23 protein-coding genes are annotated in these 26,498 nt (G+C 65.9%); 12 read left to right on the top strand and 11 right to left on the bottom strand.

Annotated features, from left to right (window positions below; all coding sequences use genetic code 11):
- Positions 1 to 817: 817 nt before the first annotated feature.
- The gene (locus AABA84_RS00330; protein ID WP_338310882.1) at positions 818 to 2,293 is read left to right on the top strand and encodes an amidase; all 1,476 of its coding nucleotides are present in this window, start codon (positions 818 to 820) and stop codon (positions 2,291 to 2,293) included.
- 18 nt (positions 2,294 to 2,311) lie between these two features.
- Here the strand turns inward: AABA84_RS00330 and AABA84_RS00335 are convergent, their stop codons facing one another.
- Together AABA84_RS00335 and AABA84_RS00340 are read right to left on the bottom strand one after the other, a co-directional pair.
- Positions 2,312 to 3,538, bottom strand: coding sequence for an LON peptidase substrate-binding domain-containing protein (locus AABA84_RS00335; RefSeq protein WP_338310884.1), 1,227 nt, complete (start codon positions 3,536 to 3,538; stop codon positions 2,312 to 2,314).
- A 184-nt stretch (positions 3,539 to 3,722) separates the two neighbouring features.
- Positions 3,723 to 4,043, bottom strand: a complete 321-nt coding sequence (locus AABA84_RS00340; RefSeq protein WP_028140433.1) for a hypothetical protein — start codon at positions 4,041 to 4,043, stop codon at positions 3,723 to 3,725.
- Positions 4,044 to 4,159: 116 nt separating this feature from the next.
- Here AABA84_RS00340 and AABA84_RS00345 point away from each other — a divergent pair, with 116 nt between their 5' ends.
- Entirely contained in the window at positions 4,160 to 5,068 is a 909-nt protein-coding gene (locus tag AABA84_RS00345; RefSeq protein WP_338310885.1) for a PaaI family thioesterase, read from the top strand.
- A 67-nt stretch (positions 5,069 to 5,135) separates the two neighbouring features.
- Positions 5,136 to 5,501, top strand: a complete 366-nt coding sequence (locus AABA84_RS00350; RefSeq protein WP_212248273.1) for a hypothetical protein — start codon at positions 5,136 to 5,138, stop codon at positions 5,499 to 5,501.
- Here the strand turns inward: AABA84_RS00350 and poxB are convergent.
- From poxB to AABA84_RS00365, 3 genes are all read right to left on the bottom strand, one after another.
- Positions 5,498 to 7,234, bottom strand: a complete 1,737-nt coding sequence (gene poxB / locus AABA84_RS00355; RefSeq protein WP_338310886.1) for a ubiquinone-dependent pyruvate dehydrogenase — start codon at positions 7,232 to 7,234, stop codon at positions 5,498 to 5,500. The two genes, AABA84_RS00350 and poxB, sit on opposite strands and share 4 nt — an antisense overlap.
- A gap of 109 nt (positions 7,235 to 7,343) precedes the next feature.
- Positions 7,344 to 7,976 (bottom strand): 2-dehydro-3-deoxy-6-phosphogalactonate aldolase, encoded by a 633-nt coding sequence (locus AABA84_RS00360; RefSeq protein WP_212248275.1) that lies wholly within the window; start codon positions 7,974 to 7,976, stop codon positions 7,344 to 7,346.
- A gap of 1 nt (position 7,977) precedes the next feature.
- Positions 7,978 to 8,904, bottom strand: coding sequence for a 2-dehydro-3-deoxygalactonokinase (locus AABA84_RS00365; RefSeq protein ID WP_338310888.1), 927 nt, complete (start codon positions 8,902 to 8,904; stop codon positions 7,978 to 7,980).
- Between the two features lie 214 nt (positions 8,905 to 9,118).
- On the opposite strand from AABA84_RS00365, the gene AABA84_RS00370 reads away from it, so the two are divergent.
- Together AABA84_RS00370 and AABA84_RS00375 are read left to right on the top strand one after the other, a co-directional pair.
- Positions 9,119 to 10,216, top strand: coding sequence for an LLM class flavin-dependent oxidoreductase (locus AABA84_RS00370; protein ID WP_212248451.1), 1,098 nt, complete (start codon positions 9,119 to 9,121; stop codon positions 10,214 to 10,216).
- Positions 10,217 to 10,273: 57 nt separating this feature from the next.
- Complete coding sequence (locus AABA84_RS00375; protein WP_212248277.1) at positions 10,274 to 10,828, top strand: flavin reductase family protein; 555 nt, start codon at positions 10,274 to 10,276, stop codon at positions 10,826 to 10,828.
- Positions 10,829 to 11,013: 185 nt separating this feature from the next.
- Here the strand turns inward: AABA84_RS00375 and AABA84_RS00380 are convergent, their stop codons facing one another.
- The 4 genes from AABA84_RS00380 to AABA84_RS00395 form a co-directional block, all read right to left on the bottom strand.
- Positions 11,014 to 12,879: a sigma-54-dependent Fis family transcriptional regulator gene (locus tag AABA84_RS00380; protein ID WP_338310889.1), complete on the bottom strand. Its 1,866-nt coding sequence runs from the start codon at positions 12,877 to 12,879 to the stop codon at positions 11,014 to 11,016.
- A 95-nt stretch (positions 12,880 to 12,974) separates the two neighbouring features.
- A complete protein-coding gene (locus AABA84_RS00385) occupies positions 12,975 to 16,280 on the bottom strand; it encodes an acetyl-CoA carboxylase family protein (RefSeq protein ID WP_338310890.1) in 3,306 nt (1,101 codons plus the stop codon).
- 125 nt (positions 16,281 to 16,405) lie between these two features.
- A complete protein-coding gene (locus AABA84_RS00390) occupies positions 16,406 to 17,074 on the bottom strand; it encodes an aspartate/glutamate racemase family protein (protein WP_212248280.1) in 669 nt (222 codons plus the stop codon).
- 1 nt (position 17,075) lies between these two features.
- Positions 17,076 to 17,846, bottom strand: a complete 771-nt coding sequence (locus tag AABA84_RS00395) for a GntR family transcriptional regulator (RefSeq protein WP_338308646.1) — start codon at positions 17,844 to 17,846, stop codon at positions 17,076 to 17,078.
- 212 nt (positions 17,847 to 18,058) lie between these two features.
- Here AABA84_RS00395 and AABA84_RS00400 point away from each other — a divergent pair, with 212 nt between their 5' ends.
- From AABA84_RS00400 to AABA84_RS00420, 5 genes are read left to right on the top strand one after another with little or no spacing between them, the layout of a single operon-like run.
- A complete protein-coding gene (locus tag AABA84_RS00400; RefSeq protein WP_445083384.1) occupies positions 18,059 to 19,171 on the top strand; it encodes an ABC transporter ATP-binding protein in 1,113 nt (370 codons plus the stop codon).
- A gap of 1 nt (position 19,172) precedes the next feature.
- On the top strand, positions 19,173 to 20,222 hold the full coding sequence (locus tag AABA84_RS00405; protein WP_338308647.1) for an ABC transporter substrate-binding protein: 1,050 nt from the start codon (positions 19,173 to 19,175) through the stop codon (positions 20,220 to 20,222).
- Complete coding sequence (locus AABA84_RS00410) at positions 20,223 to 21,080, top strand: ABC transporter permease (RefSeq protein WP_338310891.1); 858 nt, start codon at positions 20,223 to 20,225, stop codon at positions 21,078 to 21,080.
- Positions 21,070 to 21,879: an ABC transporter permease gene (locus AABA84_RS00415; RefSeq protein ID WP_338310892.1), complete on the top strand. Its 810-nt coding sequence runs from the start codon at positions 21,070 to 21,072 to the stop codon at positions 21,877 to 21,879. The genes AABA84_RS00410 and AABA84_RS00415 overlap by 11 nt, the downstream gene beginning before the upstream one ends.
- Before the next feature lie 2 nt (positions 21,880 to 21,881).
- Positions 21,882 to 22,793 (top strand): polysaccharide deacetylase family protein, encoded by a 912-nt coding sequence (locus tag AABA84_RS00420; RefSeq protein WP_338310893.1) that lies wholly within the window; start codon positions 21,882 to 21,884, stop codon positions 22,791 to 22,793.
- Here AABA84_RS00420 and AABA84_RS00425 read toward each other — a convergent pair.
- Positions 22,790 to 24,472, bottom strand: coding sequence for a methyl-accepting chemotaxis protein (locus AABA84_RS00425; RefSeq protein ID WP_338310894.1), 1,683 nt, complete (start codon positions 24,470 to 24,472; stop codon positions 22,790 to 22,792). The genes AABA84_RS00420 and AABA84_RS00425 overlap by 4 nt on opposite strands.
- 286 nt (positions 24,473 to 24,758) lie before the next feature.
- Here AABA84_RS00425 and AABA84_RS00430 point away from each other — a divergent pair, with 286 nt between their 5' ends.
- Together AABA84_RS00430 and AABA84_RS00435 are read left to right on the top strand one after the other, a co-directional pair.
- Positions 24,759 to 25,259 (top strand): hypothetical protein, encoded by a 501-nt coding sequence (locus AABA84_RS00430; RefSeq protein WP_212248287.1) that lies wholly within the window; start codon positions 24,759 to 24,761, stop codon positions 25,257 to 25,259.
- Between the two features lie 11 nt (positions 25,260 to 25,270).
- The gene (locus tag AABA84_RS00435) at positions 25,271 to 25,738 is read left to right on the top strand and encodes a hypothetical protein (protein WP_338310895.1); all 468 of its coding nucleotides are present in this window, start codon (positions 25,271 to 25,273) and stop codon (positions 25,736 to 25,738) included.
- 3 nt (positions 25,739 to 25,741) lie between these two features.
- Here AABA84_RS00435 and AABA84_RS00440 read toward each other — a convergent pair whose 3' ends face one another.
- The gene (locus AABA84_RS00440; RefSeq protein WP_338310896.1) at positions 25,742 to 26,341 is read right to left on the bottom strand and encodes a TetR/AcrR family transcriptional regulator; all 600 of its coding nucleotides are present in this window, start codon (positions 26,339 to 26,341) and stop codon (positions 25,742 to 25,744) included.
- Positions 26,342 to 26,498 lie beyond the last annotated feature (157 nt).

The following is a 26,498-nucleotide window of genomic DNA, read 5'->3' on the forward strand; positions in this document are numbered from 1 at the left end:
CGCGGCGCTTCCGCCCGAGTTTTGCTCTCTTCGTCACGCCCTCAATGAAGGGGCGCAGGGAAGGCCGGGTGCCGGCTGGCACCCGCAAGACCCCCGTGCGAAGACATTGCACACGCAATGCACGAGGGAGACACAGGGCAGCCGATCATCCGGCCTTCCCTGCGCGATGTTTGACGGCGTATGGCGCGCTCTCCCCGGAGACGAGTTCCTGCTTGCCTCCGTCACCTCGCGGATTGACGATGCGCTTCGCCCGGTCGGGCTTGGCGCACCTCCGCAAGGCTTGGCTGTAGCAACGACAGCCAGGACCACGCGATTTGGCCGTACGCATCAGCGCCGCTCGTCCGCACGCCGCCGGGACCTCACGGGGTTCGCCCGCCCTGCTCCCGCTTCTCGTGCACGACGCTGCCGCGTCCACCGCTCCCCGATCCGCGGCTCGTTGCGACGTACGACCGCCCCTTTTGCCGGATCAGGATGGGCGACACATACGCCGAAACCGAATTTCGGTAAAGTGGAATATTTTCGCGCTCGTGGATTGACAGAGGGCGACACAGGCACGATGGCGTAGCCCGGATGGAGCGCCAGCGTAATCCGGGACGGTGCAAGATGCCGGGCGAGCGGCCCCCGGATTGCGCTGCGCTCCATCCGGGCTACGGTCGAACGTCCGCCAGCCCGGTTGCAACCATCGCACCACTGCCGGATTGAGATCCGCCTTGCGACCTCTCCGCCCCATGCAACCCTGCCCCTCGTGCCGGCTCAGTTGATTCATGCGGTCCCTTGCTAAAGGAAGGTGGCGCTGCATCAGAGGGATTTGAATTTCATGACTTTGCCGATGAGCTGGACTGAATGGGCGCAGCACGATGGCGTGGGCCTCGCGGCGCGTGTCCGCAAGGGCGAGCTGACGGCAAAGGAGCTGGCGCGCCAGGCTGCCGCGGGTGTCGCCAAGGTCAATCCGGCGCTGTCGGGCGTGGTCGAGCTGTTCGAGGACGTGATCGCCGATCCCGCCAAGGACGGCGCCAATCTCGCCGGTCCCTTTGCCGGCCTGCCGTTCCTGATGAAGGACCTCGGGCCGACCATGAAAGGCCGGCTGCAGGAAATGGGCTCGCTGTTGATGCGCGGCAATCGCGCCGCGGCCGATACCTTCCTCACCGGCAAATTCCGCCAGGCCGGGCTCAACCTGATCGGGCGCACCACGACGCCGGAGTTCGGCGTGTGCTCTTCGGCCGACAATCCCGCCGTCTACGTCACCCGCAATCCCTGGAATACCGATTACACCACCTGCGGCTCCTCGGCGGGCAGCGCCGCGATGGTCGCCGCCGGCGTGGTGCCGATCGCGCATGCGACCGACGGCGGCGGCTCGATCCGCATTCCCGCCGGCGTCAACGGCAATATCGGGCTGAAAGTCTCGCGCGGCGTGTTCTCGCTCGCCCCCCACATGTCCGACCTCACCGGCCTCGTCTCGATCCAGGGCTGCCAGTCGCGCTCGGTGCGCGACACCGCCGCCTTCGTCGATCATGCCCGCGGGTCTGCGCCCGGCGAGTTCATGCCGTTCTGGACCACGGCGCAGCCTTATTCCGAGATGATCAAGCGCGATCCGGGCAAGCTGCGCATCGCGCTGTCGCACACATGGGGCGACTACACCGCGACGCCCGAGCTCGCAGCCGAGCTGGAGAAGACCGGCCGCTTCCTCGAAGGCCTCGGCCATCACGTCGACTACGCGCTGCCCGAGCTCGACTTCCGTGCCGCGTTCGAGGCGCAGACGATGTGCTACATCTCGAACTTCGCCGTGGTGATCTCCAACATGCTCGCCGCCCGCGGGCTGGACAAGCCGCCGGAAGACCTGATCGAGCCGATGAACATCCGGATCTGGGAAGCCGGCCGCCACACCACCTTTGCCGAGCGGGCGAAGATGCAGGGCGTATTCAACACCACATCGCGCGGCTTCGGCGCCTTCTTCGAGCAGTGGGACGTGATCCTGACGCCGATCACGGCGCTGCCGACTCCGAAGGTCGGCACCAGGGAATACCTGACCATCTCCGACAATCCTGACGTCCTCGACTGGTTCGGCAATCTCTGGCGCTTCTTCGCCTTCACGCCGCTCGCCAATCTCTGCGGCATGCCGGCGATCTCGATGCCGATGGCGACGCAAGACCACGGCCTTCCGCTCGGCATCCAGGCCATCGCGAAACAGGCCAATGACGGCCTGCTCTTGCAACTCGCCGCCCAGATCGAGCGCGCGCTCGACGGCAAGTGGAACGGCGGCAAGACGGCGAAGGTGCATGTCGCGAGGGCGTAAGCTGTCGCCAGGGATTGCTTAGCCCATCTCCTTGCCAACACCTCGCGCGATCGCCTTGTCGGCGCGCCCGCGCGAGACGCCGTGCTCTGCAAGCAGGCGCGCGGCGGGGCTTCGTGTTTCCGGAAACAGGGCAATTAGGGCGTTGGCGCCGGTCACGGCAGTGTAACCCATCTCCTGGGCGTGGAGCGCGGCGCGCTGATCGACGCGATTGAATGCCGCCGTGGGCTCGGCGCTCCCGACCTCCGTCACGATATGTTTGAGATCGTCGTCGAGATATTGCACGAGTCCCTGCCTCAGGCCGGCGAGATCGGCGTCGCAGGCCCGCATCACGGCGGATGCTTCCGCATCATCGATCAGCGCGAGTAGCAAATGCTCAAGTGTCGCGTATTGATGGTGACGGCGGTCGGCGTGATTGAGCGCCTTCCGTATCGTAGTCGCATAATTTGCTGAAACCGGGCGCTGCGGCAGGTCAAGCAGTGCCTCGATGCGCTCGAGCCGCTTCGCGGGATCGAGTGTTGCCAACAGCTCGTACTTGTCCTTGATCGGCAACTTCATCCGCGTCGCAACGGTATCGGCGATCTGTCCGGGATCACGGGTTTGATCGAAGAACAGCCAGATGTCGGGGACTATAATTCCGTGAACCGCCGTGTAATCCTGGAAGCGCTGATAGATCCTTCGGATGAGATCCCTTGCATTGCGGGCAACTCCCTCGCTGACGTCGACCGCCTCGGCCCAATAGGCGGCCGATTCGGTAGCGAAGCTGCGTAGCTCGACACGCCGCAGTCCTCGCGTCAGCACCCTGAACGTGCCATCGGCGAGCGGTTCGAGTTCGAGCAGTTGGGCCACGATGCCGATCTCGTAGACATCGGCAAATCGGGGATCATCGACGCCCGCCTCCCGCTGGACCGCCAGCACGACCTCGCGTGCGCCGTCAAATGCCTGGTTCAGGGCCTGGAAGGAGCTCTCTCGGCCCACAAACATCGGGTATGTCGCATTTGGAAACGGAACGAGATCGCGGAGCGGAACGGCGGGATAAAGCGCTGTTGTCGTTTTGAGCCTCGCAATCGGCGCCGCCGTATCACGCCGCTCGGCGTGAAGCAGCGCCGACAACGTGTTCCAGTCGGCAACGCCGAGCATTCTCGAGACAAGTTCGAGGCTTTCGCTGTGACTGACGGTGACGGCCTTGCTGGTCAGAGATTCGCGCAGGGTCTGCGCCATAGCCTTGGCATCGCGAAAATCGCGCATCGGTTCGTCCTCTGCATGAGCGATCCAGGTGTGTCAGGCGGTTGCGTTGCTGATCCGGTCGCTCGGGCAAAGGGGAGGCCGATGAGGGCTCGATACGTTCACCATTCCACAGAGGGTGCAACCGGCAGGTCGTATCAACCTGTACGGAAGGTGGCGCAAAGATAAATCGCTGTCAATTGCGATCTCAATTCTTCACCGCGGGGATCTCCTCCGTCACCGGCTGCTGCTGGCCCTGCCGGAACATCGCCAGCGCCTTGTCGAGGGCTTCGCGCAGCGCAAGCGCTGCGGCGACGCTGCAGCGCAGATGCGCGGTCTGGATCACGTCGACCCTGACGGCCGCGCCGACCGGCATCAGCAAGTTCGCGGCGAGCTCGATCTGGATCGCGCCGTTGTGATGGCCGAAGCAGGACGCGCCGTCGAAATAGATGATCGGCGCCCGCTCCGAGCTGGAGCTCGAAATGGTGACGGGCCCCTGATTGTTGGCGGGCGTTTCGGGGTCGGCCATGGGCGCTCCTTGCGGCTAGTCGGCGAACGAAGCGCCCACCATCGGTGCTTCTGCCTGCTCTGTCGAGGCCAATTCGGGGTTTTGCGCGGCGCCCGACACTGGTCTAGAACCTTCCCATGAGCACCATACCGACCACGCTCCCGTTCGAGGAACTCGCCGACGCCGTCCAGGGCCGCCGCTCCGATTACGGCCATATCAGCGGGCTCCAGCTCGACCGCTTTGCGCCGGCCGAGGCCTGGTCGAGCCTGCCCTATCGTCCCGTCTTCGTCGGCGACACCGAGACCGGCGTGCTGCATGGCGGCGTCGTCACCGCGATGCTGGACGAGAGTTGCGGCATGGCGGTGCAGCTTGCGCTCGACGGCACGCGCGCGATTGCGACCCTGGACCTGCGCATCGACTACCAGAAGCCGGCGACGCCGGGCCTCGACATCAAGGCGCATTCGGTCTGCTATCGCACCACGCGCTCGATCGCCTTCGTGCGCTCCACCGCCTATCAGGAGTCCGAGGACGACCCGGTGGCGACCGCGACCGCCTGCTTCATGATCGGCGCCAACCGCACCAACATGCTTGCCGACCGCCGGATGGATGCGCGCAGCATCCCGGTGCTGGAGGCGCCGGAGGATCCGGATGGACCATTCGCGCGCAGCCCGTTCGCGCGCGCCCTCGGCATCCGCCTCAATGACGACGGCACGCTGACGATGCCGTTCTCGCCGCAAATCATCGGCAACCCGATCCTGCCCGCGATCCACGGCGGCATGACCGGCGCCTTCCTCGAGACCACGGCCGTCATCGGCGTGGCGCGCGAGCTCGGCGCCGCCGCGCCGCCCAAGCCAATCGGGCTCACCGTCAACTATTTGCGCTCCGGCCGTGCGCTCGACACGTTTGCCAACGTCTCGATCGTCAAGCAGGGCCGGCGTATCGTCGCCTTCGAGGCGCGCGCCTGGCAGGACGATGCGGACAAGCCGATCGCCACCGCCTTCGGCCATTTCATGCTGCGCCCGACGCCCGGACGTGACGAGGAATGAGCGCTTTTTGACTTGACGGCCGCAGCGCCGGCCACAACGATAGCGCGTCCCCGCGAGAGGTATTGGATTGCGGCATCCGCTCGACATCATCGCCATGTTCGCCGCACTCTGGCTGCTGGCCGCGATGATGCTCGACGCGCTGACGCCGAAGGAGCTGACCGCGGTGATGATCGGGGTTGCGATCGGCCCCGCGATCGTCATCACCGCCGTGTTCTACTATTTGCGCTGCGCGCGAACGGATTTCGCGGTGATGTTCGCAGCGCTCTGGCTGATCTCGGACATCGCGATCGCCTTCGTCTCGCCGACGCAGCTGCCGCACTTCCTGATCGCGCTCGGCTTCGTGCCGGCCCTGCTGATCGGCAGCGTGCTGCACTGGCAGCGCTTCCAGCGCCGCCAGGAGCAACTGCCCGCGCCTTCGGTGAAGCGGGGCTAGCGCGGCAAGAGGTTCGTCTTGGCGAGGTCGAGCACCTCGTCGCCGCGGCCATTCATCACCGCGCGCAGGACCCAGAGGCTGAAACCCTTGACTTGTTCGGTGGTGATGGTCGGCGGCATCGACAGCTCCTGCTTGGCGGTGACGACGTCGAGCAGCGCCGGCCCGTCATGGGCGAGGATCTCCTTGACGGCACCGGGAAGCTCGCCCGGGTCTTCGACACGCTTGGCAAAGATGCCCATCGCGCGCGCCATCGCGGCGAAATCGGGATTCTCCAGGTCGACATTGGTGTCGACGAAGCCCGCCGCCTTCATCTCCAGCGCGACGAAGCCGAGCACGCCGTTGTTGAAGATCACGACCTTCACCGGCAGCTTCTCTTGCGTCAGCGTGATCAGATCGCCCATCAGCATGGTGAAGCCGCCGTCGCCGGAGAGCGAGATCACCTGGCGACCGGGCTGGGCGGCCTGCGCGCCGATCGCCTGCGGCATCGCGTTGGCCATCGAGCCGTACACGAAGGAGCCGACCAGCCGGCGGCGGCCGTTCATGTCGAGATAGCGCGCGGCCCACACTGTGGGCGTGCCGACATCGGCGGTGAAGACCGCATCGTCGGAGGCATGGTCGCTGATGACCTTGGCGAGGTATTGCGGATGGATCGGCTTGCTTCCCGGCGTGCCCCTGGCGAGCGAATCCAGGCCCTCGCGCGCCTTCCTGTAATGCGCGACGGCGTCGTCGAGATGCTTGCGCTGCGTCTTTGCTTTCAGCAGCGGCAGCAGCGCCTCGATGGTGAGCTTGACGTCGCCGACGAGGCCGAGATCGATCTTGCAGCGTCGTCCGAGATTTTCCGGGCGGATGTCGATCTGCGCGACCTTCGCATCATCAGGGAAGAACTGCTTGTAGGGAAAGTCCGTACCGAGCATCACCAGCGCGTCGCAGGCGTGCATGGCGGCGTAGCCCGAGGAGAATCCGATGAAGCCGGTCATGCCGACGTCGTAAGGGTTGTCGTACTCGACGTGCTCCTTGCCGCCGAGCGCATGCACGATCGGGCTCTTCAGCGTCTCCGCGAGCTGCATCAAGGGTGCATGCGCGCCGGCGCAGCCGCGGCCGCAGAACAGGGTGATGCGCTCGGCGCCGTTGAGGAGATCGGCGAGCGCCTGCAGCTCATCCGCCTGCGGCACCACCTTCGGCGCCGCCACGTTGAGGCCGCGCGTGGTCGACAGCGCGCGCTTGGCCGGGCTGCGAAACGCGACATCGCCGGGCATGGCGACGACGGCGACGCCGCGCAGGCCCACCGCCGCGCGGATTGCGTTCTCCAGCACAAAGGGAAGCTGGCTCGGGTCGGAGACCAGCTCGCAATAATGGCTGCATTCGCGGAACAGGTTCTGCGGATGGGTCTCCTGGAAATAGCCGCCGCCGATCTCGGCGGTCGGGATCTGCGCTGCGATCGCCAGCACGGGGACGCGGCTGCGATGCGCGTCGAACAGCCCGTTGATCAGATGCAGATTGCCGGGACCGCAGGAGCCCGCGCACACCGCAAGGCTGCCGGTCATCTCGGCTTCGCCGGCGGCGGCAAACGCTGCGACCTCCTCGTGGCGGACATGGATCCATTCGATCGTGCCACGGCGCCGCAGGGCCTCGGTCAGGGCGTTCAAGCTGTCGCCGACGATGCCGTAGATGCGCTTGACGCCGGCCTGTTCGAGCGTTGCCACGAACAGATCGGCCACGTTGTTGATCGCCATGTCGGTCTCCTGCTGTCGCCAGTCATCCATACGATGCGTGAACAGCAGCATCGCGAACACAATGAGGCACAATAAGCCATGACCGGGTCACGGCTAGGTCATTGCCGTCTCAGTCTTTCGCGATCGCCCGATCGTAAGCCGCGATCGTCGCCTTCGCGCGCGCGGCGACGTCGGCTGCGCTCATGCCGGGCTTGTAGAGGCTGGAGCCGAGCCCGAAGGCGGTCACGCCGCCCATGATGTACTCCGCAAAATTCTGATCGGAGACGCCGCCGACGGCCGCGATCATCACGCCAGCCGGCAGCACGGCGCGGATCGCGGCGATGCCGGAGGCACCTAGCACGTTGGCCGGGAAGAACTTCAGGCCGGATGCGCCGGAGCGCGCGGCAAGCAGCGCCTCGGTCGGCGAGAACACGCCGGGTAGCGTGACCATGGCGTACTGATGCGCACGCACGAGCACCTGCGTGTCCACATTCGGCGAGACCATCAGCCTGCCGCCGACGTCGTTGAGACGATCGACGTCCGCGGTGGCCAGCACCGTGCCGGCGCCGATCAGCACGCCCGGAGGCGCCAGCTTCACCGCCATTGCGATGGAGCGGAACGGATCTGGCGAGTTCAGGGGAATCTCGATCGCGGTCATGCCGGCTTCGATCAGCACGCCGACGATCGCCTCGGTCTCCTCCGGCTTGACGCCGCGCAGGATCGCAACCAGCGGCCGCTTCATCGGCGGAAAGGGAATGGTCATCTCAAAGATCCTTTGATTTCGTCCAGATCGCGGCAGCCGCCATCGACAGGCCGCGGCGAACGGCTTCGTCCGCATCGACCGTATCAGCGTTGACCGACAGCGCCTCGAACGCCAGCCGGTACAGCATCGCAAGCCGCCCCGAGGCAATCAGCGTGATGCCGGCTTTCGGCACAACGCCGGAAAGCCCCGCCGCCAGCTCGACGCCGATCAACGTGCCCGACAGCGTCTCGCGCGCCGCGGCCGGCGTGCCGCCGAACAGCAGCTGGCGCGAGCGCGCACCGAACAAGAGATTGGCGGCGAAGGCCGGCGCCTCATACGCGGCTTTCACCGCTGCCTTGAAGCTCGCGACGTCCTCGGCCTCGTCGGCGCCGGCGACCGCCAACGACAGGATGGTCTCGCGCGCGACGACGCTGAACAGCTCGCTGGTCATGAAGGTGGAAAAGCGCTCGACGATGCCGTCCCTCACCCGCACCCATTTCGAATGCGTGCCGGGCATGCAGACCAGCGCCTCGCCGGCGGCATCGAGGCCGAGCGCGCCGAGCAGCTGCGTTTCCTCGCCGCGCATGACGTCGGGGGCGGCTGCATCGCGCTGCGCGATGCCGGGCAGGATGCGGATGTCGCGCGCCTCGCCGGGGACGCGCACGGCCTGCTTCAGGATTGCCGAGAGCGGTGCCGGGGTGTCGACATAGCCGGCTTCGACCCAGCCGTTCCTGGCACCGGCCATGCCGCAGACCAGAACCGGCAGATGATCCGGCGCTTCGACCGCCGCAAGATGCGATCGCAGCACGGCGGCAAAGCCGGCCTTCGCCGCCGCCAGCATGCCCTCGCCGCTGCGGCGCTCCGTCAGCACCTCGCCGGCGCGGTCGACCAGCCACAGGCGAAAGCTGCTGGTGCCCCAGTCCACCGCGACATAAGCGGGTTCGGTCATTCGAAACTGTCCTCGTCTCACCGCCGGGACGCTGTCTCGCGACAATGAGACGACATCTTGCGGGTCTGTGCCGGGATACCGGCTATTGCGCGGGCAAACCAGCCCTTTCTCTGCGATCTGAGGCCGCCCCGCGCTGGCACAACGCTTGCTGAAGCCTTTCCGCTCAACTCCGTCAACGCGCGACAAGACGCGTCAACATCAGATGAGGAAACCCATGGAGATCGGCTATTTCACGATGCCTTCGCACCCGCCGGAGTGCGGCCTGAAGGAAGGGAACGACTGGGACCTGCAGGTCATGCGCTGGCTCGACGAGCTCGGCTATCAGGAGGCCTGGGTCGGCGAGCACCACACCGCGCCCTGGGAACCCAATCCCACGCCGGACCTTCTGATCGCACAGGCGTTGATGCAGACCAAGAAGCTTCGCATCGGGCCCGGCGGATTCCTGCTGCCCTATCACCACCCGGCCGAGCTCGCCAACCGCGTCGCGATGCTCGACCATCTCTCCGAGGGTCGGCTCAATTTCGGCGTCGCGGCGAGCGGCCTGCCGAGCGACTGGGCGATGTTCAACGTCGACGGCATGAGCGGCCAGAACCGCGACATGACGCGCGAGGCGCTGGAGATCATCCTGAAGCTGTGGACCGAGCCGGCGCCCTTCACCCACAAGGGCAAGTTCTGGACCGTGACCAAGCCTGACACGATGTTCGACTTCCTCAAGCCCCACATCAAGCCGCTGCAGGCGCCGCATCCGCCGATCGGCGTTGCCGGGCTGTCGAAGAACTCGGACACGCTGAAGCTCGCGGGCGAGCGCGGCTTCATCCCGATGAGCCTCAATCTCAACCCGGCCTATGTCTCCAGCCACTGGGACTCCGTCGAGATCGGCGCCGCCAAGACCGGGCGCAAGCCGAACCGGCAGGACTGGCGCCTGGTGCGCGAGGTGTGTGTCGCCGACACCGACGAAGAGGCCTGGAAGCTCTCGACCGGCGACATGATGGGCCGGATGATGGGCGAGTACTTCCTGCCGCTGCTCGGCCATTTCGGCTTCAAGGATTATCTCAAGCACGCCCCTGATGTGCCCGACAGCGACGTCACCGTCGAATATTGCGCCAAGCGGAACTGGATCGTCGGCTCGCCCGCGACTGTCGCCGAGAAGATCGAGAAGATCTACGACGAGGTCGGCGGCTTCGGCGTGCTGCTGGTGTTCGGCTTCGACTACAAGCACAAGGCGGAAGCCTGGCACCACTCGCTCTCGCTGCTGAAGAACGAGGTGATGCCGCGCCTTGCGCATCTCGGCTCCGCGAAGAAGGCGGCTTGACGCTCGGCGGGTGCGGCGCGATCGTGCCGCACCCGCATCCATTTCGGAGGCCTCGGCGTGAGCGTGGACGCAAAGGATTTCAAGCAGGCGATGCGCCAATGTGCCGGCGCCGTCGCGCTGGTCACGGTCGGCGCCGAGCACGGCAAGCGCACGGGATTGACGGTGACCTCGGCCTGCTCGCTGTCGGACAATCCGCCATCACTGATCGTCTGCGTCAACCGCAACGCCAGCGCGCATGCACGCATCCGCGAGGAAGGCGCCTTCGCAATCAATTTCCTGCACGAGGATCACGCGCTGCTCGCGCTCACCTTCAGCGGCCAGAAGGGCGTCAACGGCGACGACCGCTTTGCGTTCGGCCAGTGGACGCGGGGTGCGACCGGCGCGCCGGTGCTGACGGATGCGGTGGCCGCATTCGATTGCGTGCTGGCGCAGGAATTCGAGACGACGACGCATTCGATCTTCGTCGGCGAAGTCCGCGGCGTGTCGCATCTGGCGTCCGCCGCGCCGCTGGTGTACCTGCGCAGCAGTTTCCACACGCCGCAGGAGATGCGCGAAACGGTGACGGTCGGCGACCTCGATTCACGGCATCTGAGCTGGACGGATTTTTCGTAAGAGGCGCCACGCAAGCGATCCACGACTACAGATATCGTAGGGTGGGCAAAGCGACTTGTCCGCCGTAGCTCGAAGAGCGAAGGCGGAAGCGTGCCCACGTGTGAGGTCCTAAACGAGAAGACCTGGGCACGGCGCAAGTGCGCCTTTGCCCACCCTACGACGTCTGTGATTTGGGACAGAGACCGCTATTGCGTTGTCTCGATCTTCAGCAGCTTGATCTTCCGATAGAGCGTCGCTCGGCTCAGCTTCAGCGCCCGAGCTGCATCGGTCACGCGTCCACCGTGCTTGCGCAAGGCCTCGACGATCGTGGCGCGCTCGGCGGCTTCAAGGTCGGGCTCAACCCGCCCGCCGAACGGCGGCAGATCCAGATCCGCATCGGTGATGACGCCGTTCTCCGCCGTGCAGCCGGCGAGCCGCAGCACGTGGCGGAGCTGGCGCATGTTGCCGGGATAGGAATAGGCCGAGAGTCGCGCCCACGCTTCATCCGAGAGGCGACAGTTCGGCGCCTCCTCGCGCGCGATCTGGCGAATGACGTCGTCCCGGTCGGCGCGCTCGCGCAGTGCCGGCAGCCGTACCTCGAGGCCGCGCAGGCGGAAATAGAGATCGGCGCGGAAGGCGCCCTCCTCGGCCATGCGGCCGAGATCGCGGTGGGTGGCGCTGATCAGGCGGATGTCGACGGCGACAGGCTTGAGCGCGCCGAGCGGCCAGACCTCGCGGTTCTCCAGCACGCGGAGCAAGCGCGTCTGCAGCGCGATCGGCATGTCGCCGATCTCGTCGAGGAACAGGGTGCCGCCATCGGCCTGCACGATCAGCCCTTTCGAGCCGTCGCGCCGTGCGCCGGTGAACGCGCCGGCCTCGTAGCCGAACAGCTCGGCGTCGATCAGGCTCTCCGGCATCGCCGCGCAGTTCAGCGCGACATAATTGCTGCGCGCCCGGCAGCTCGCGGCGTGAATGGCGCGCGCGAACACATCCTTGCCGACGCCGGTTTCGCCGTACAGCAGCACGGGCAGATTGTGATCGCCTATGCTTCGGAGCCGCTTCACGCTTCTGATCAGCCCGGGATCGCGGCCGGCGAGCCGATGCAGCGCGTCGAAGCGATCGACGGGCTCATCGCGGCGCGGCGCATGCGGACGCGCCGATGATCTCGCCCGCAGCGGCGGCGCAACATGCCCCTGCCCGATCCCACTGCCGTCGGCGCGGCGCAGCTCAACGACACCGTCCGCGCCGCGGGCGGCATGATGATCGAATTTGAGGTAGCGCGACAGGTCGATGCCGGATGCGATCAAGCCGTCGGTGAGGCCCAGCAGCGCGCGCGCCGAACGGCAGGCGCCAACGATGCGGCGATCGTCGTCATAGGCGAGCAGACCGCTGCCGCCGTCGCCCGGCACGGTCGCGATCCAGGCGTTGCGGAAATGACCGCGGAAGATCGCGCCCTCCATGCGCCGCGTCGCCTCCATCGTCACCGCGAGCGCGAGCTGATGCGCAGCGCGCTCGAGATCCTCTCGGCAAGAGGTGATGTTCACGGCACCGGCGAGGCGACCGGCCTGGTCGAACAGCGGTGCCACAGCGCAGGAGAACATGTGCCACTGCGCGCGAAAATGCTCGTCACGATGCACCAGGATCGGCTTCTGCTCCGCGAGCGCGGTGCCGAGCCCGTTGGTGCCTTCGAAAGCCTCGGAAAAATTCGAGCCGGTATAGACCTTCCAGCGCATGAATATTTCAGTATCGGCCGGGCCGGGCAGCCGGCTCCACAGCATCGTGGCGCTGGGATCGGCGAGATTGACGCAATAGCCGGCCTCGCGCAGCACCCGCGCGAGGTCTTCGAGCTCCGGCGTCGCCAGCCGGATCAGCTGCTCCATCGGTTCGGCGACATGCCGGACCTCGGCTTCAGTCAGCGTCTGCGGCGGTCCCTGGCGGGCGGGGTCGAGCTTGTGGCCGATCAGGCAACGCCGCCAGGAATCGGCAATGCGCGAAGAGGCATCGACGTCGGCCAATTGATTGGCGACGGACAAGACGCGGGCGACATGGTTCGAGGCCGACAGGCTGGCCATCGCGGACGTCTCCACCCTGTATTATTGTGCAAAGTCTGGCACCACAGGCGGGGATGTCAATCCGGAACCGGGACGCAGCTATTGCTGCACCGCCCTCACCACGTATCGATGCACGGCCGCTTCTTCCCGGCCCTGGCCGGCGGCTTCGGCACCGAACGGAGTCCGGCCATGATCCAGCGCCGCGTCTCGGCGGGGTCGATGACGTTGTCGATCTCGAACACCGAGGCGATCGAGACCGCCTTGCCGTTGGCATAGAGCTCGGCGACCTTGTTGCGGTAATAGGTCTCGCGCTCCTCGGGGTCGGCGATGGCTTCCATCTCCTTGCGGAAGCCGAGGCGGACGTACCCCTCCAGCCCCATGCCGCCGAACTCGCCGGTCGGCCAGGCCGCGGTGAAGAACGAGGCGTGGAAGCCGCCGCCGATCATCGACTGCGCGCCCAGGCCATAGCCCTTGCGCAGCACGATGCCGAACAGCGGCACGGTGAGGCTCGCGCCTGTGACGAACATGCGGGAGACGTGGCGCACGATCGCGGTTTTCTCCGCTTCCGGACCAACCATGAAGCCGGGCGTGTCGCAGAGCGAGACGACGGGCAAGTCGAAGGCGTCGCAGAGCTGGAGGAAGCGCGCGGCCTTGTCGCCTGCATCGGCATCGATGGCGCCGCCGAGATGGCGCGGATTGTTGGCGATCAGGCCGAACGGCTTGCCTTCGATGCGGATCAGCGCGGTGATCATGCCGACGCCGTAGTCGCGGCGCAGCTCCAGAACGGAATCCTTGTCGGCGACGAGATCGATGACGCTGCGGATATCGTAGACGCGCAGGCGGTTCTCGGGGATGGCGCGGCGCAGCAGGCGCTGGTCGGCGGCCTGCCACTCCGTCACCGCACCCTGGAAATAGGACAGGTATTTTTGCGCGACCTTCGTCGCTTCCTCCTCGTCCTCGACCAGGATGTCGATGACGCCGTTCGGCGATTGGAACGAGACAGGGCCGACCTCGGCCGGGTGATAGACGCCGAGGCCGCCGCCCTCGATCATCGCGGGGCCGCCCATGCCGATCGAAGCATTTTTGGTCGCGATGATCACGTCGCAGCAGCCGAGCATCGCGGCGTTGCCGGCGAAGCAATAGCCGGAGACGACACCAATCACGGGCACGAGGCCGGAGAGCCTTGCGAACTGCACGAAGGACGGACCGTCGAGACCGGTCATGCCGAGCCGGTCGGTGTCGCCGGGCCGGCCGCCGCCGCCCTCGGCGTAGAACACCAGCGGGACGCGCCAGTCTTCCGCAAGCGTCAGCATGCGGTCAATCTTCTTGTGGTTCATGTGGCCCTGCGTGCCCGCGAGCACGGTGTAGTCGTAGGCCACGACGATGCAGCGCGCGCCCTCGGGGCCGAACTTCTCGCCATTCACCGTGGCGACGCCCATCACGAGACCGTCGGCCGGCGTGTTCTTGATGAGATCGTCGAGCTTGCGCCGGCGGCGCTGCGCCGCGATCGCGAGGCTGCCATATTCCATGAACGAGCCGTCGTCGACGAGCTGGGCGACATTCTCGCGCGCGGTGCGCTGGTTGGTGTTGCGGCGGCGCTCGACCGAGGCGGGGCGATTCGCATCCAGCGTGTTGGCCTGGCGCGCGATCAGCTCGGCAAGATCGGGGCGGATGTGGTCGAGATCGATATCGGCTTCGGCCGTCGTGCTGTCAGCCGCAACGTCGAGCGGCTCCAGATAGAGGATCGCCTCGCCATGCAGCAGCGTGGCGCCGTCGCCGGCGGCGAGTTTTGTCACCCGGCCGCCCTGCTCGGCCATCACGAGATGCTCCATCTTCATGGACTCGATCACGGCGAGCTGCTGGCCGGGGCGCACGATCTCGCCCTCCTTCACCTGAATGGTGACGATGGTTCCTTGCAAGGGTGCAGCGACCATCACCGTGCCTTCAGGCACGATCTGCGCGACATGCGTCTCCGCGCCGTAAACGCCACTTCCTTCGGTCGGCGCAAAGTAAAGCGGCTTGGCCGCACCGTCGGCGGCATCGACGAGCTTTGCGATATTGCGGTCGATGAAGTCGGTCGCGATGCGGTTGGTCCTGAAATCAGGATGCGCCAGCACCGCCTGCAGGAAGGCGATATTGGTGACCACGCCGTCGATCCGGAACTCGCGCAGGGCACGCGAGGCTTTTGCAACGACATCATGCCAGGCTTCGCCCGGCGTATGCACGATGACTTTCGCGAGGAGCGAGTCGAAGGCCGCGCTGGTCTTGTAGCCGGCGTAACCAAAACTGTCGACGCGCACGCCCGGCCCTGACGGCGGCTCGAACACAGCGAGCACGCCGCCGGTCGGATGCGTCGCGCCGGTCTCGTCCAGCGTCTCCATGTTGACGCGGAGCTGCATGGCATAGCCGCGCGGCTTCGGGATCGATCCCTGCGCAAGGCCAAGCGAGGACAGCGTTGCGCCTGATGCGACCGCGAGCTGGGCGCGGACGAGGTCGAGCCCGAGCACTTCCTCGGTCACGGTGTGCTCGACCTGGAGCCGCGGATTGGCCTCGATGAAGGCAAAGCTGTCCTCGGCGGTGCCGTCGACCAGGAACTCGAAGGTGCCGAGATTGTCGTAAATCGCTGCCGTCGCAAGCTGCTTGGCCGCCTCGATGATACGGCCGCGCAAGGGCTCGCTCAGCGAGGGGCTCGGCGCGACCTCGATCAGCTTCTGGTGCCGGCGCTGGATGGTGCATTCGCGCTCCCAGAGATGGGAGATCGCGCCGTGCTTGTCGCCGATGATCTGCACCTCGATATGGCGCGCCTGCCGGATCAGCCGCTCGGCATAGACACCGTCGAAGCCGAAGGCAGCCTTGGCCTCGGACTGGCAGCGCGCATAGGCCTCCGTGAGATCGGCCGCGTTCTCGACGACGCGCATGCCGCGCCCACCGCCGCCGGCCATGGCCTTGATCACGATCGCAGCATTGCTGCCTAGGGAAGCGAAGAACGCCGTGATCTCCTCCAGCGAGGAAGGCCCGCTGGTGCCGGCAATGATCGGCACGCCGCAACGCTTTGCCAGTTGCCGTGCCGCGACCTTGTCGCCGAACAATTCGAGCGCCGCCGGCTTCGGCCCGACAAAGGTGAGGCCTGCATCGGCGCAGGCCTTGGCGAACGCAGCGTTCTCACTGAGGAAGCCGTAGCCGGGATGCACGGCATCGCACCCCACGCTCTGTGCCGCCGTCACCACCGCATCGATGTCGAGATAGGCCCTGGCGCCACGGCCGGGGATTTCGACCGCTTCGTCGGCAACACGCACGTGCAGCGACAGCGCATCATCAGCGGGATGGATCGCGACGGTGGCGATGCCAGCGTCGGCCGCCGCGCGCGCGATGCGAATGGCGATCTCGCCGCGATTGGCGATCAGGAGTCTCTTGAACGACATGCGGCGGTCTCCATGCCCGCAAGCGGAGCGGGTCGGCAGGTTCGATGATCCTGCTTCTTCACTTTAGCCGCTGCCGTCAAGGCTGGGGAAGCCAGTTGCGGTGACCGCTCCCGCGGGCCGGAATATCAGCCGGCTGCACGCGCTGCGATGAGGCAAATAATCCGCGCCACGGCAGACGGGATCGGCGCGATGATCGGCACGGTGAACATCGGCTGAAGCGTTCGCGCAGCCTCGCCGAGCGGCCCCCCACCGATGATCACAGCCTCAGCTCCGTCCTGCACGATGCAGGCTTCGACCGCGCCGGCAAGGGCCGCGCGCAGCCGTTCCGAATCGCGCATCAGCTCGTGCGGATCACCATCGGCGAAGCGCGTTCCCATATAGCTGGATCGCAAGCCCAGCGCTTCAGGCAAGGCGTCGATCTTCGCCTCGAGCAGCGGCGTCGTGGTCGCCACGCCAAAGCGACGACCACCTTCGGCCGCCGCGAGCATCGACGCCTCGCCGATGCCGACCGCAGGCAGCTTCAGCGCGCTCTTGATCCCGGCAAGGCCCGGGTCGCCGAACGCAGCGACGATCATGCCGTCGCAAAGGTTCCAATGCGCGCTCGCGATCTCCTCGACCTCGGACGCAGCCGCGTCCAGCGCATCCGCCGACACGATCATTTGGGGAGCGCGTGTTGCCGTAGCGCCGACGATGTCGAAGCTGTCGGGAACTGCGGGCCTCGCAATGGCGACCATCATCGCTGTGGTCGCCTCGAGGCTGTTCGGATTGATCAGGAGGATGCGACGGCCTGACATGTCAGGCGCCGGCCCGTGAGCGCGCACCGATCTCCTTGAAGATCGCGGTGAATTCGTCGACCTCGTCCTTGTCCCCCTGCTGGCTGATCCGCCGTTCCATCTCCTCGAGGTGATGACGCATCGCATGGATCGCGCCCGCCTTGTCCCGGGCGAGGATCAACGCCCCGATGTCCGGGTGCGCGTCCGGCGAGCAATCCGGTTCGCCCGGCTGCTCGAATGTCGCGATCGCCAGCGATGTCCGCAGTATCAGCTCGCGCGACATGTCCAACAGAACGCGGTTGCCCGCAAGCTTGGCGACCAGGATATGGAATTCCGCCGTGAGCGACAGCGAGGCCCAGCGGTCGTTGCGATCGTGGCGCGCCTCCAGCTCCATGTGCGCCTTCAGCGCGGCTCTGCCGGACTTGTCCAATCGGTCGACCGCCGCGGCGACCGCGGCGACCTCGATGATGCGGCGCGCGGCGAAGATGTCCTGCGCCTCCTCCCAACTCGGCCGGTACACGAACGCCCCGCGGTTGGGGATCTGCATCACCACCTTGCGCGAGGCGAGATGGGCAAGCGCCTGCCGGATGTGAATCCGCGTCGTGCCAAAGGCAGAAGCAAGCTTATCCTCGCCGAGCTTGGCGCCGGGCTTGAGCCGCTTCTGGCTGATCGCGGTCAGGATGCCCTGGACCACCGGATCATCGTCGATGCTGCGCGGATCGACGGCATCTGGCTCCCCGTGTTTCGGCGCGGGGCGCTTCCGCGGGCGCTTGAGGGGGCGGGTTCGCTTCATGCCTCGCTTTTATAGGATTCTGGAGTGTTGCCGCAGCCTATTTTTTATACAAACGAGGCCAACGCTTGTTTACAATATAGCCATCATATTGGCGCCAATATTTGGCGACAATTAATTACCGGCGTATTTACAATGTGTTGGCGAACCGCCTGCATTGGCACGGCGCTTGCTGACGACCCTCCGGCAGGACAACGCCAACGACGGAGCTGACGTTGAGTGACGTGCGCGGACATTCGCTGGATCTGAAGGACATCGGCCATGCTTTCGGCGCAACGGTCGCGCTGGACGAGATCGATCTTGCCGTCGCAGCCGGAGAGCTGATCGCACTGCTCGGGCCGTCAGGCTGCGGCAAGACCACGATGCTCCAGATCATCGCCGGCTTCCTGCGTCCGTCCAGGGGGGAAGTCCGCTTCGACGGTGCACGGGTCGAGCACATCCCGGCGAACCGCCGCCGTATTGGCATGGTGTTCCAGAACTACGCCCTGTTTCCGCATCTCACCGTGTTCGAGAATGTTGCCTACGGGTTGCGGGCGCGCAAGACGCCCGGCGCCACGGTCTCTGCCAAGGTCGAGCAGATGCTCGGCCTCGTTCAGATGACGACGTTCGCGCGCCGGCTGCCCGGAGAGCTGTCCGGCGGACAGCAGCAGCGCGTGGCGCTGGCGCGCGCGCTCGCGATCGATCCAGGCCTCGTCCTGCTCGACGAGCCGTTCTCGGCGCTCGACAAGAATCTGCGCCTCGACATGCAGATCGAGATCAAGAGCCTGCTGAAGACGTTCGGCGTCACCTCCATCATCGTCACGCACGACCAGGAGGAGGCGCTCTCGATGGCCGACCGCATCGTCGTCCTCAACAAGGGACGCGTCGAGCAGATCGACAACCCAGACGCGCTCTACGACCACCCGGCCAGCCTCTTCATCTCAAGCTTCATCGGCCACACCAACTTGCTGCGCGGCACCGTCACTGAGGCGGACCGCGTGTTGCTGGAGGCGGGTCCAGAGATCGACCTCGGGCGCTCCGCGCAACGACGGCGCGGCACGCCGGTGACGATCTCGGTGCGACCCGAGAACATCGCATTCGGCGCCGCTGACCGACCCGGCGCCATTCCCGTCACGATCCGCGCCACCGTACCGCTCGGCGCGGTCAGCGTCACCGAGGGACTCACGGCGAGCGGCGAGGCCGTGAAGATCAGCCAGGCGCGCGCCGCCGGCATCGCGAAGGCGCAGACGGGATCAACCGCCTGGCTCGCGATCTCCGACGTCTCACGCGTCAGCATTTTCAGCACGCCGGCCGACGGCGTCCAAGACCATCAGCAAAGGAGTGTTTGACATGAGCCTATCCCGGAGATCGCTGCTCACGACCGGTTCGGCCGCTCTTGCGGCAGCACGCCTCGGATGGCCGACATCATCGCGCGCCGCCACCTCGATCGTGGCGACGACGTATCCCGGCAGCTTTGACGAAGCGTTTCGCGCCGTGGTCGGGCCGGCCTTCAAGAAGACCAGCGACAGCAGCGTCACCTTTACGCCCCTGCTCGGTGTCGACCAGATCGGCAAGATTCAGGCCTCGCGCAACGCGCCGCCCTTCGACGTGGTGCTGTTCGACGAGGGCCCGCTGATCCCCGCGATTGCGAGCGGCGTGCTAGAGAAGTTCCCGGCCGAGCAATCAAAATCCTTTGCCGACATTCCGAGCGCGTTCCGCCATCCCGACGGTTACGCCCCTGTCATCACCTGTCAGTTGATCGGCATCGCCTACAACCCGAAGAAGATCACGACGCCGCCGACCTCGTGGGAGGACCTCTGGAAGCCAGAATACAAGGGCCGCGTCGGCATCACCGGGCTCGGCTCGAGCCTCGGCACCGCCTTTATGGTCGAGATCGCAAAGCTGAACGGCGGCTCCGAGACCAACATCGAGCCGGCTTTCGAAGCGATGAAGAAGCTGCTGCCGAACGTCGGCGCGATCGCGGCCTCGCCGGGCGCGCTGGCTGCGCTGTTCCAGCAAGGTGAGATCGATATCGCCTTCAATTTCTGGAACAACGTGGCGCTGCTCGCCGCCAAGGGGGTCGATATTGCCTTCGCCAAGCCGAAATCAGGCGCCGTCGTGATCCGCACCAGCGCGCAGATCGTGAAGAACAACCAGAATGCGAAGGCGGTGCTCGACTATCTCGACACCGCGATGTCAGCCGAAACGCAAAAGGGGATCGAGGCGGCGCCCTGGGTGATGATGCCGACCAACAGAAAGGTCGTGCTGACCGGCGCGAACCTCGCTGTCGCCAAGAGCGTCGACGAACTCGTTTCCAACAATGTGCTGCTCGACTGGACCAAATTCCAGCCGCTGCGCGGCGAATGGATCACCCGCTTCAGCAAGGAAGTGAAGATCTAGATGATTCCAGCGAGCACGAGCGCATCAAGACAGCTGCTGCCGGTGATCCCGCTGGCGACACTGTTCTTCGCAGCCTTCGTGCTGCCGCTGCTCGCGCTCGTCGCGATCAGCCTGTTCCGCAACCCACAGTTCGCGGACCTGTCGCTGGCGCAATATATGCGCTTCTTCACCGATCCGTTCAGCATCAAGGTGCTGACGGACACGTTATGGTTAGGGGCTGAAGTCGCGCTGGCGACGCTGGTCCTCGCCTATCCGCTCGCGCTCGTCTATGCCGCGAGCGGTCCGTTCATGCGCACCCTGATCACTTTCTTGATCATGCTGCCGCTGCTGACCAGCACGGTGGTGCGCACCTTTGCCTGGATCGTCATCCTCGGTCGCGACGGCATCGTCAACTCGGCGATGCTGTCGCTCGGCCTCTGGCAGGCGCCGGCCCGACTGCTCTACACTTGGGAGGGCATGGTTTTGGCGCTGACCCAGATACAGCTTCCGTTGATGGCGCTGCCGGTCATCAACAGCCTGCTACGACTCGACGGCAACCTGACGCGGGCGGCAGAAGGACTCGGCGCAAGCCGCGCCCGCATCTTCCTCACCGTCATCCTGCCGCTGACGCTGCCCGGCGCCATCGCCGGATGGCTGCTCGTCTTTGCCGCGGCTGCGACCGCCTTCATCACCCAGACGCTGGTGGGCGGCGGACGCATCATCCTGATGCCCTCCTATATCTACCAGCAGGCGGTTGGCGTGCAGGACTGGCCGTTCTCGGCCGCGCTGTCGCTGATCTTCACGCTGGCCGTGACCGGCATCGTCTTTGCCGTCGGTGCGCTCTCCCGTCGCTACGTGCGAGGCGTCGATGCAGCGTAGCTTCGTCGATCGAGTGTATTCGGGCGTCGTCGGCACGATCACCGGCCTCGGGATGCTGCTGCTATTGGCGCCGACACTGGTCGTTGTCATTATTTCCTTCACCGGTGGCATCACCCTGAAGTTCCCGCCGCCGAGCTGGTCGCTGCGCTGGTATGTCGAGCTGCTGCAATCGCAGGAGATCGTCGAGCCCGCTCTGACGAGCCTCAAGATCGCGGCGGCGGCGACGATCCTCTCCGCGATCCTGGGCGGCGCGGCAGCGCTCGGACTTGCGCGCAGCAAGCTCAAGATCGCTCGCGCGCTGGATGCGCTGTTCATGTCGCCGATGGTGCTGCCTGCGATGGCGTTCGGCCTGTCGCTGCTGCTGGTCTTCAACCTGCTCGGCATTCGCCTTTCGGCGGCGACGCTGGTGCTCGGCCACACCGTCATCTGCGTGCCATTCGTGATCAGAATGATCGGCGCTTCCGTGCAGCAGCTCAATCCGGTGCTGATCACCTGCTCGCTCAGCCTCGGCGCCAGCAGCTGGTACACGTTCCGGCGCATCACGCTGCCGCTGATCCGCCGCGGCATCGTCGCGAGCTGCTCTGTCGCGTTCCTGACCTCGTTCGACAATGTGCCGGTGTCGCTGTTCCTCGCCGATGCACGCACCGAGGTCCTGCCGATCAAGCTCTGGGCGATCCTCGAAGGCAGCCTCGACGTCCGGGTCGCCGCGGTCTCCGGCGTGATCGTGCTGCTGACGCTGGCCGGCCTCGTCTGCGCCGAGATCTTCGGCGGCGTCAGCCGCCAGATCGGGAGCCGCTGACCATGCCGATCGAACGCGATCTTCGCGGATACGGGCGGGCGCGCCCGGATATCGTCTGGCCGAACGGCGCCCGCGTCGCGGTGTCGCTGGTGGTGAATTTCGAGGAAGGCGCCGAGCTTGCCGTCGAGCAGGGCGACGCCGACACCGAGCGCTATGGCGAAGTCGCTTCGACATCGCCGCCTGGGGTCCGCGATCTCGTGCAGGAGCAGGTGTTCGATTACGGCATGCGCGCCGGCCTGTGGCGCTTCCTCGACGCCTTCGCCGACGCGAAGGTACGCTCGACCTTCATGATGTGCGGCCGTGCGGTCGAGCGCGTCCCGGATCTCGCCCGAGCCGTGATCGAAGCGGGACACGAGCCGGCCGTGCACGGCTGGCGCTGGTTGCCGCACGCGCTCTATGGCGATGCCGAGACCGAACGCCGCGACATCGAGAAGACGCGCAACATCATTGCCCACGCAACCGGCGTTACGCCGGTCGGCTTCATGACCCGCGGCAGCCAGAGCGCCTGGACGCGTGACGTCCTGATCGACCTCGGCTTCACGTACGATTCCAACGCACTCGACGACGACCTGCCCTATTGGAGCCGGTCGCCGCACGGATCAATGCTGATACTGCCCTACGGCTTCGACACCAACGACATGAAGTTCTTCCATCCGAACGGCTTCGTGCAGCCGGATGATTTTTCCGGTTACGTCAGCGCCGCGCTCGCGACGCTGATCGAGGAGGCCGAACGCGGCCGCTCCGCGATGTTGTCGGTCGGCTTCCACCTGCGTATTTGCGGCCGGCCTGCGCGTTTCCGCGCGGTGAAGGCCATTCTCGCGGAACTGGCGCGGCTCGAAGGCCGCGTCTGGGTGGCGACACGTGCCGACATCGCGAAGCATTTTCGCGGTGTCGCAAGCGAGCGCCGGATCTAGGCCGCCCGCACGCCCGCGACGAAAGCGCTGACTTCGTTTTCGAGCGATTGCAGCTTCTGCGTCAACCGGCCGCTCGATTGCAGCACGAGGCCTGCGGCCTGGCCGGTCGCCGCGGTCGCGTCGCTGACGCCGGAGATGTTCTGCGAGACCTGGTCGGTGCCGGAGGCCGCCTCCTGCACGCTGTGGGCGATCGCCTGCGTCGCGGCGCCCTGCTCCTCGACCGCGGCGGCGATCGACGAGGAGATCTCGTTGACCTCCATGATGGTGGCGCGGATGCTCTCGATGTTGCCGACGACCTGGTTGGTCTCGGCCTGGATCGCGGTGATCTGCGCGCCGATCTCGTCGGTCGCCTTCGCGGTCTGGCTCGCCAGCGACTTCACTTCGCTCGCAACCACCGCAAAGCCCTTGCCGGCTTCGCCCGCCCGCGCCGCCTCGATCGTGGCGTTGAGCGCGAGCAGATTGGTCTGCGAGGCGATCTGGTTGATGAGGTCGATGACCTCGCCGATCTTGTGCGCGGCCGCGGCCAGCCCCTGCACGGTGTCGTTGGTGCGCTGCCCGTCCGCGGCGGCCTTGTCGGCCACCGTCGCGGCCTGTGCGACGCGCTGGCTGATCTCCGAGATCGAGGACGACAGCTGGCCGGCGGCGGAGGCCACCGTCTGCACGTTGCTCGAGGCCTGCTGGCAGGCGGAAGCCATGAAGCTCGCGCGGTCGGTCGCCTTGTCCGCGGTTTCCGACATGCCTTGGGCTGCCTGCTGCATCGCGCGCGCCTCGTTGAAGACATCGCGGACGACGGCCTGGACGCTCGCCTCGAACTTGCCGGCGAGATCGGTCATCGCCTTGCGCTTCTCTCCGTCGGCCAGCTGCTTCGCCTCCTGCTGCTCGGCGTGCATCCGGCCGACGGCCGACGCATTGTCCTTGAACACGGCGAGCGCCTTGGCGAGCGCGCCGACCTCGTTGTTGCGGTCGGTATAGGGCACCTCGAACGCGCTGTCGCCGGCGGCAAGCCGCTCGGTGAGCGCGGTGATCTTTGCCAGTGGCCGGGTCACGCTGCGGCCGATCACGAAGGAGGCGCCGAGGACCAGGACCAGCACGGCCAGACAGACGTAGCCGAACGTCGTCGCGGCCTGGCGGAACACGGCGTCGACGTCGTCGAGATAAATGCCGGTGCCGATGATCCAGCCCCAGGGCGCAAAGCCCTTCACATAGGAGATTTTCCCGACCGGCTGGTCGAAGCCGGGCTTCGGCCAGAGGTAGCCGTAGAAGCCCGCGCCCTGCTTCTTGACGACGTCGACGAAGCCCATGAACAGCGCGTTGCCGGCGGGATCCTTCATGCCGGAGAGATCCTTGCCGTCGAGCTCCGGCTTGATCGGATGCATGACCATCTTCGGGGCCATGTCGTTGATCCAGAAATACTCGACCTTGTCGTAGCGCAGGCTCTTGATCTCGGCGATCGCGGCGGCCTGGGCCTGTTCGCGCGGGAGTTTTCCGTCGCTCTCGAGCTTCCGGTAATGCGCGAGGATGCCGTAGCCGACATCGACCATATGTTGCGTCTTGGCCTGACGATCGGCGACCATCTGCGTGCGCAGGGTCGACAGCGCGATCGGCGCCAGCGCGATCATGCCGAGCAGGCTGATGCCGACAATCAGGACCAGCTTGAAACTGATGCGGGAGAAAATCATCGGAGCTCACGAGATTTGGCGGGACAGACATACCAATTTATCCCGATCCCCTTAGCAAAGCTTTAAGCATTCGGGTTCCCGAAGCGGCCGCCGAAGGCCTGCGTCTGCGCACGGATTTACCACCCTTGCGATGCGGCCCCGCGCCTCCGAATATAAACCTCTTCAAAACTAGAAGACCTCGATATCGCCCTTGCGAGCGTTGACTTGGAGCGGGCTCCGGCAGAACGATCGATGCAGGCAATCAGCGCCAGCTGTGGCGTAAGCGCAGCCAAGGGCCAGAGGTTTCATGCATCAATCGACATCACCAGGGTCTCTCGACCTTCCCGCGCTCAGCGCGGCGGAACGGCTCTTCATCTGGGGATTCCGGGCCAAGGCACGCAGCGGCGGCGCCGTTCCGACCGCAGCCGATATCCAGGAGGTGTACGACCATTTCCGCGTGGGCGATGCCGTGCTCTCGCTGGAATCCATCATCGAGATCTTCGCCTGCACGGCCCATACGGCGATCGAAGTGCACTGCCCGACCTGTCCGCGCATGTCGGACAGCGAGCAAGGGATTCTGCACGCCATCGCCGCGGCACAACAGGATCGCATCGACATCGTGCGCGAACGGTTCGCGAGCTGGCTGCCGCCGGTCGGCGCCGATTGGGCGCTGGCGCCCGTCCGCGGGCTCGCCACGATCTTCCGCATGGCAGGTCTCATCCTGCCCGACCGGCAGGTGCGATCATTCGACCATGACCGGACCATGGCGATGAAGAGCTGGCTGGTCGGAAGCCCGACATTGCACTGACGAGATCGATCATGCCCCCCGATACTTGCGGTTCTGTGCCGGACGCCGGCCAATCGCGGCTCTGTCCGCTCCAGGCCGCGCTTGCGGCGCGCCCCGGCGTCGACAGCTACGACGATTTCTGCCGCGTCGCGCTGTCGCTGTTCCGCTTCATCGGAGCGGCATACACCACCGGCGCCTCCGATTGCTGGGAGGCCGCCTATCGCTTTGCCGACGAGGCGCCTGATATTGCCGACAGTCCGCTGCTGGTCGCGCGCGTGGCCGCGCTGGTCAGAATCCTGCGCAGCGGCCGGCCATGCGAGCTGTGCTTCATGCCGCCGTCCTGTCGTCGGCTGTCGAAAGACGAGACGGAATTGATGCGGTTGCTGGCGGTCGCGCGCCGCAAGCAGCCGGGCGAGCTCGAATCCATCGTCTGCGCGTTCGTCGGCTCCGGCAAGCAAGCTGCGGCAACGCGGGCGGTCAACGCGCTCGCTCTGTGCTGACGTCTAGCCGCCTTTCCTGCCGAGCACGAGATCGATGGTGTGCGCGGCGATCTTGTGCAACTGCGGCTCGTCGCCGAAGGCACGTTCGAGCACGGCGAGGCCACGTGTCACGGTGACAATGTGTAGCGCCGCGGCCGCGGCATTGCCGTTGAACTCGCCGCGCTCGGCGCCTGCCGACAACGTGTCCTGAACCAGCGCTGTGATGCGCGCGATAAGGCCCGCAAGAGCCTTGCGCGCGTCTTCGTCCAGCCCCTCGCCTTCGGCGGCGCCGAGCTCCATCAGCCCGCGCGTGGTCGGACAGCCGCGCGGCGGCGTACCCGACCGGAAATTGGTGATGGTCAGTTCGAAGAACGCGGTGAGGCGCTTGCGCAAGGAGCCCGTGCCGAGCGCCTTCTGCAGCGCTGCGAGATAATCCCCCGCATAGCGATCATAGGCCTGCAGGAACAGCGCTTCCTTGCTGCCGAAGGCATTGTAGAGGCTGCCGCGCTGGACGCCGGCATCGCGCGCGATGTCCGACAGCGAGGTGCCGCGCACGCCTTTGCGCCAGAACTGGTCGAACGCAATGCGCAGGACCTCGTCATGATCGAATTCGCGCGGCCGCAAGCTCGGCTCCTTTTGGAAGTATTTGACACGACGTCAAGAACATGCTTTCTCGACATCGTGTCAAAAACCAGTTGGAATTGATAGCCCGTTTCAACACTGGGCCGAACAGTGGCGTATGCATTCGCCCTGCTGGTCGGACCCGCATGCAAAGGGACGC

This window comes from Bradyrhizobium sp. TM239, assembly GCF_036247985.1.
GTDB lineage: Bacteria > Pseudomonadota > Alphaproteobacteria > Rhizobiales > Xanthobacteraceae > Bradyrhizobium > Bradyrhizobium ottawaense.

Bases quoted from the DNA above. Each gene is read 5' to 3' on its own strand.
- AABA84_RS00330 (WP_338310882.1), top strand. From the start codon at position 818: ATGACTTTGCCGATGAGCTGGACTGAATGGGCGCAGCACGATGGCGTG.
- AABA84_RS00335 (WP_338310884.1), bottom strand. From the start codon at position 3,538: ATGCGCGATTTTCGCGATGCCAAGGCTATGGCGCAGACCCTGCGCGAA.
- AABA84_RS00340 (WP_028140433.1), bottom strand. From the start codon at position 4,043: ATGGCCGACCCCGAAACGCCCGCCAACAATCAGGGGCCCGTCACCATT.
- AABA84_RS00345 (WP_338310885.1), top strand. From the start codon at position 4,160: ATGAGCACCATACCGACCACGCTCCCGTTCGAGGAACTCGCCGACGCC.
- poxB (WP_338310886.1), bottom strand. From the start codon at position 7,234: ATGGCGATCAACAACGTGGCCGATCTGTTCGTGGCAACGCTCGAACAG.
- AABA84_RS00360 (WP_212248275.1), bottom strand. From the start codon at position 7,976: ATGACCATTCCCTTTCCGCCGATGAAGCGGCCGCTGGTTGCGATCCTG.
- AABA84_RS00365 (WP_338310888.1), bottom strand. From the start codon at position 8,904: ATGACCGAACCCGCTTATGTCGCGGTGGACTGGGGCACCAGCAGCTTT.
- AABA84_RS00370 (WP_212248451.1), top strand. From the start codon at position 9,119: ATGGAGATCGGCTATTTCACGATGCCTTCGCACCCGCCGGAGTGCGGC.
- AABA84_RS00380 (WP_338310889.1), bottom strand. From the start codon at position 12,879: ATGGCCAGCCTGTCGGCCTCGAACCATGTCGCCCGCGTCTTGTCCGTC.
- AABA84_RS00385 (WP_338310890.1), bottom strand. From the start codon at position 16,280: ATGTCGTTCAAGAGACTCCTGATCGCCAATCGCGGCGAGATCGCCATT.
- AABA84_RS00390 (WP_212248280.1), bottom strand. From the start codon at position 17,074: ATGTCAGGCCGTCGCATCCTCCTGATCAATCCGAACAGCCTCGAGGCG.
- AABA84_RS00395 (WP_338308646.1), bottom strand. From the start codon at position 17,846: ATGAAGCGAACCCGCCCCCTCAAGCGCCCGCGGAAGCGCCCCGCGCCG.
- AABA84_RS00405 (WP_338308647.1), top strand. From the start codon at position 19,173: ATGAGCCTATCCCGGAGATCGCTGCTCACGACCGGTTCGGCCGCTCTT.
- AABA84_RS00410 (WP_338310891.1), top strand. From the start codon at position 20,223: ATGATTCCAGCGAGCACGAGCGCATCAAGACAGCTGCTGCCGGTGATC.
- AABA84_RS00415 (WP_338310892.1), top strand. From the start codon at position 21,070: ATGCAGCGTAGCTTCGTCGATCGAGTGTATTCGGGCGTCGTCGGCACG.
- AABA84_RS00420 (WP_338310893.1), top strand. From the start codon at position 21,882: ATGCCGATCGAACGCGATCTTCGCGGATACGGGCGGGCGCGCCCGGAT.
- AABA84_RS00425 (WP_338310894.1), bottom strand. From the start codon at position 24,472: ATGATTTTCTCCCGCATCAGTTTCAAGCTGGTCCTGATTGTCGGCATC.
- AABA84_RS00430 (WP_212248287.1), top strand. From the start codon at position 24,759: ATGCATCAATCGACATCACCAGGGTCTCTCGACCTTCCCGCGCTCAGC.
- AABA84_RS00435 (WP_338310895.1), top strand. From the start codon at position 25,271: ATGCCCCCCGATACTTGCGGTTCTGTGCCGGACGCCGGCCAATCGCGG.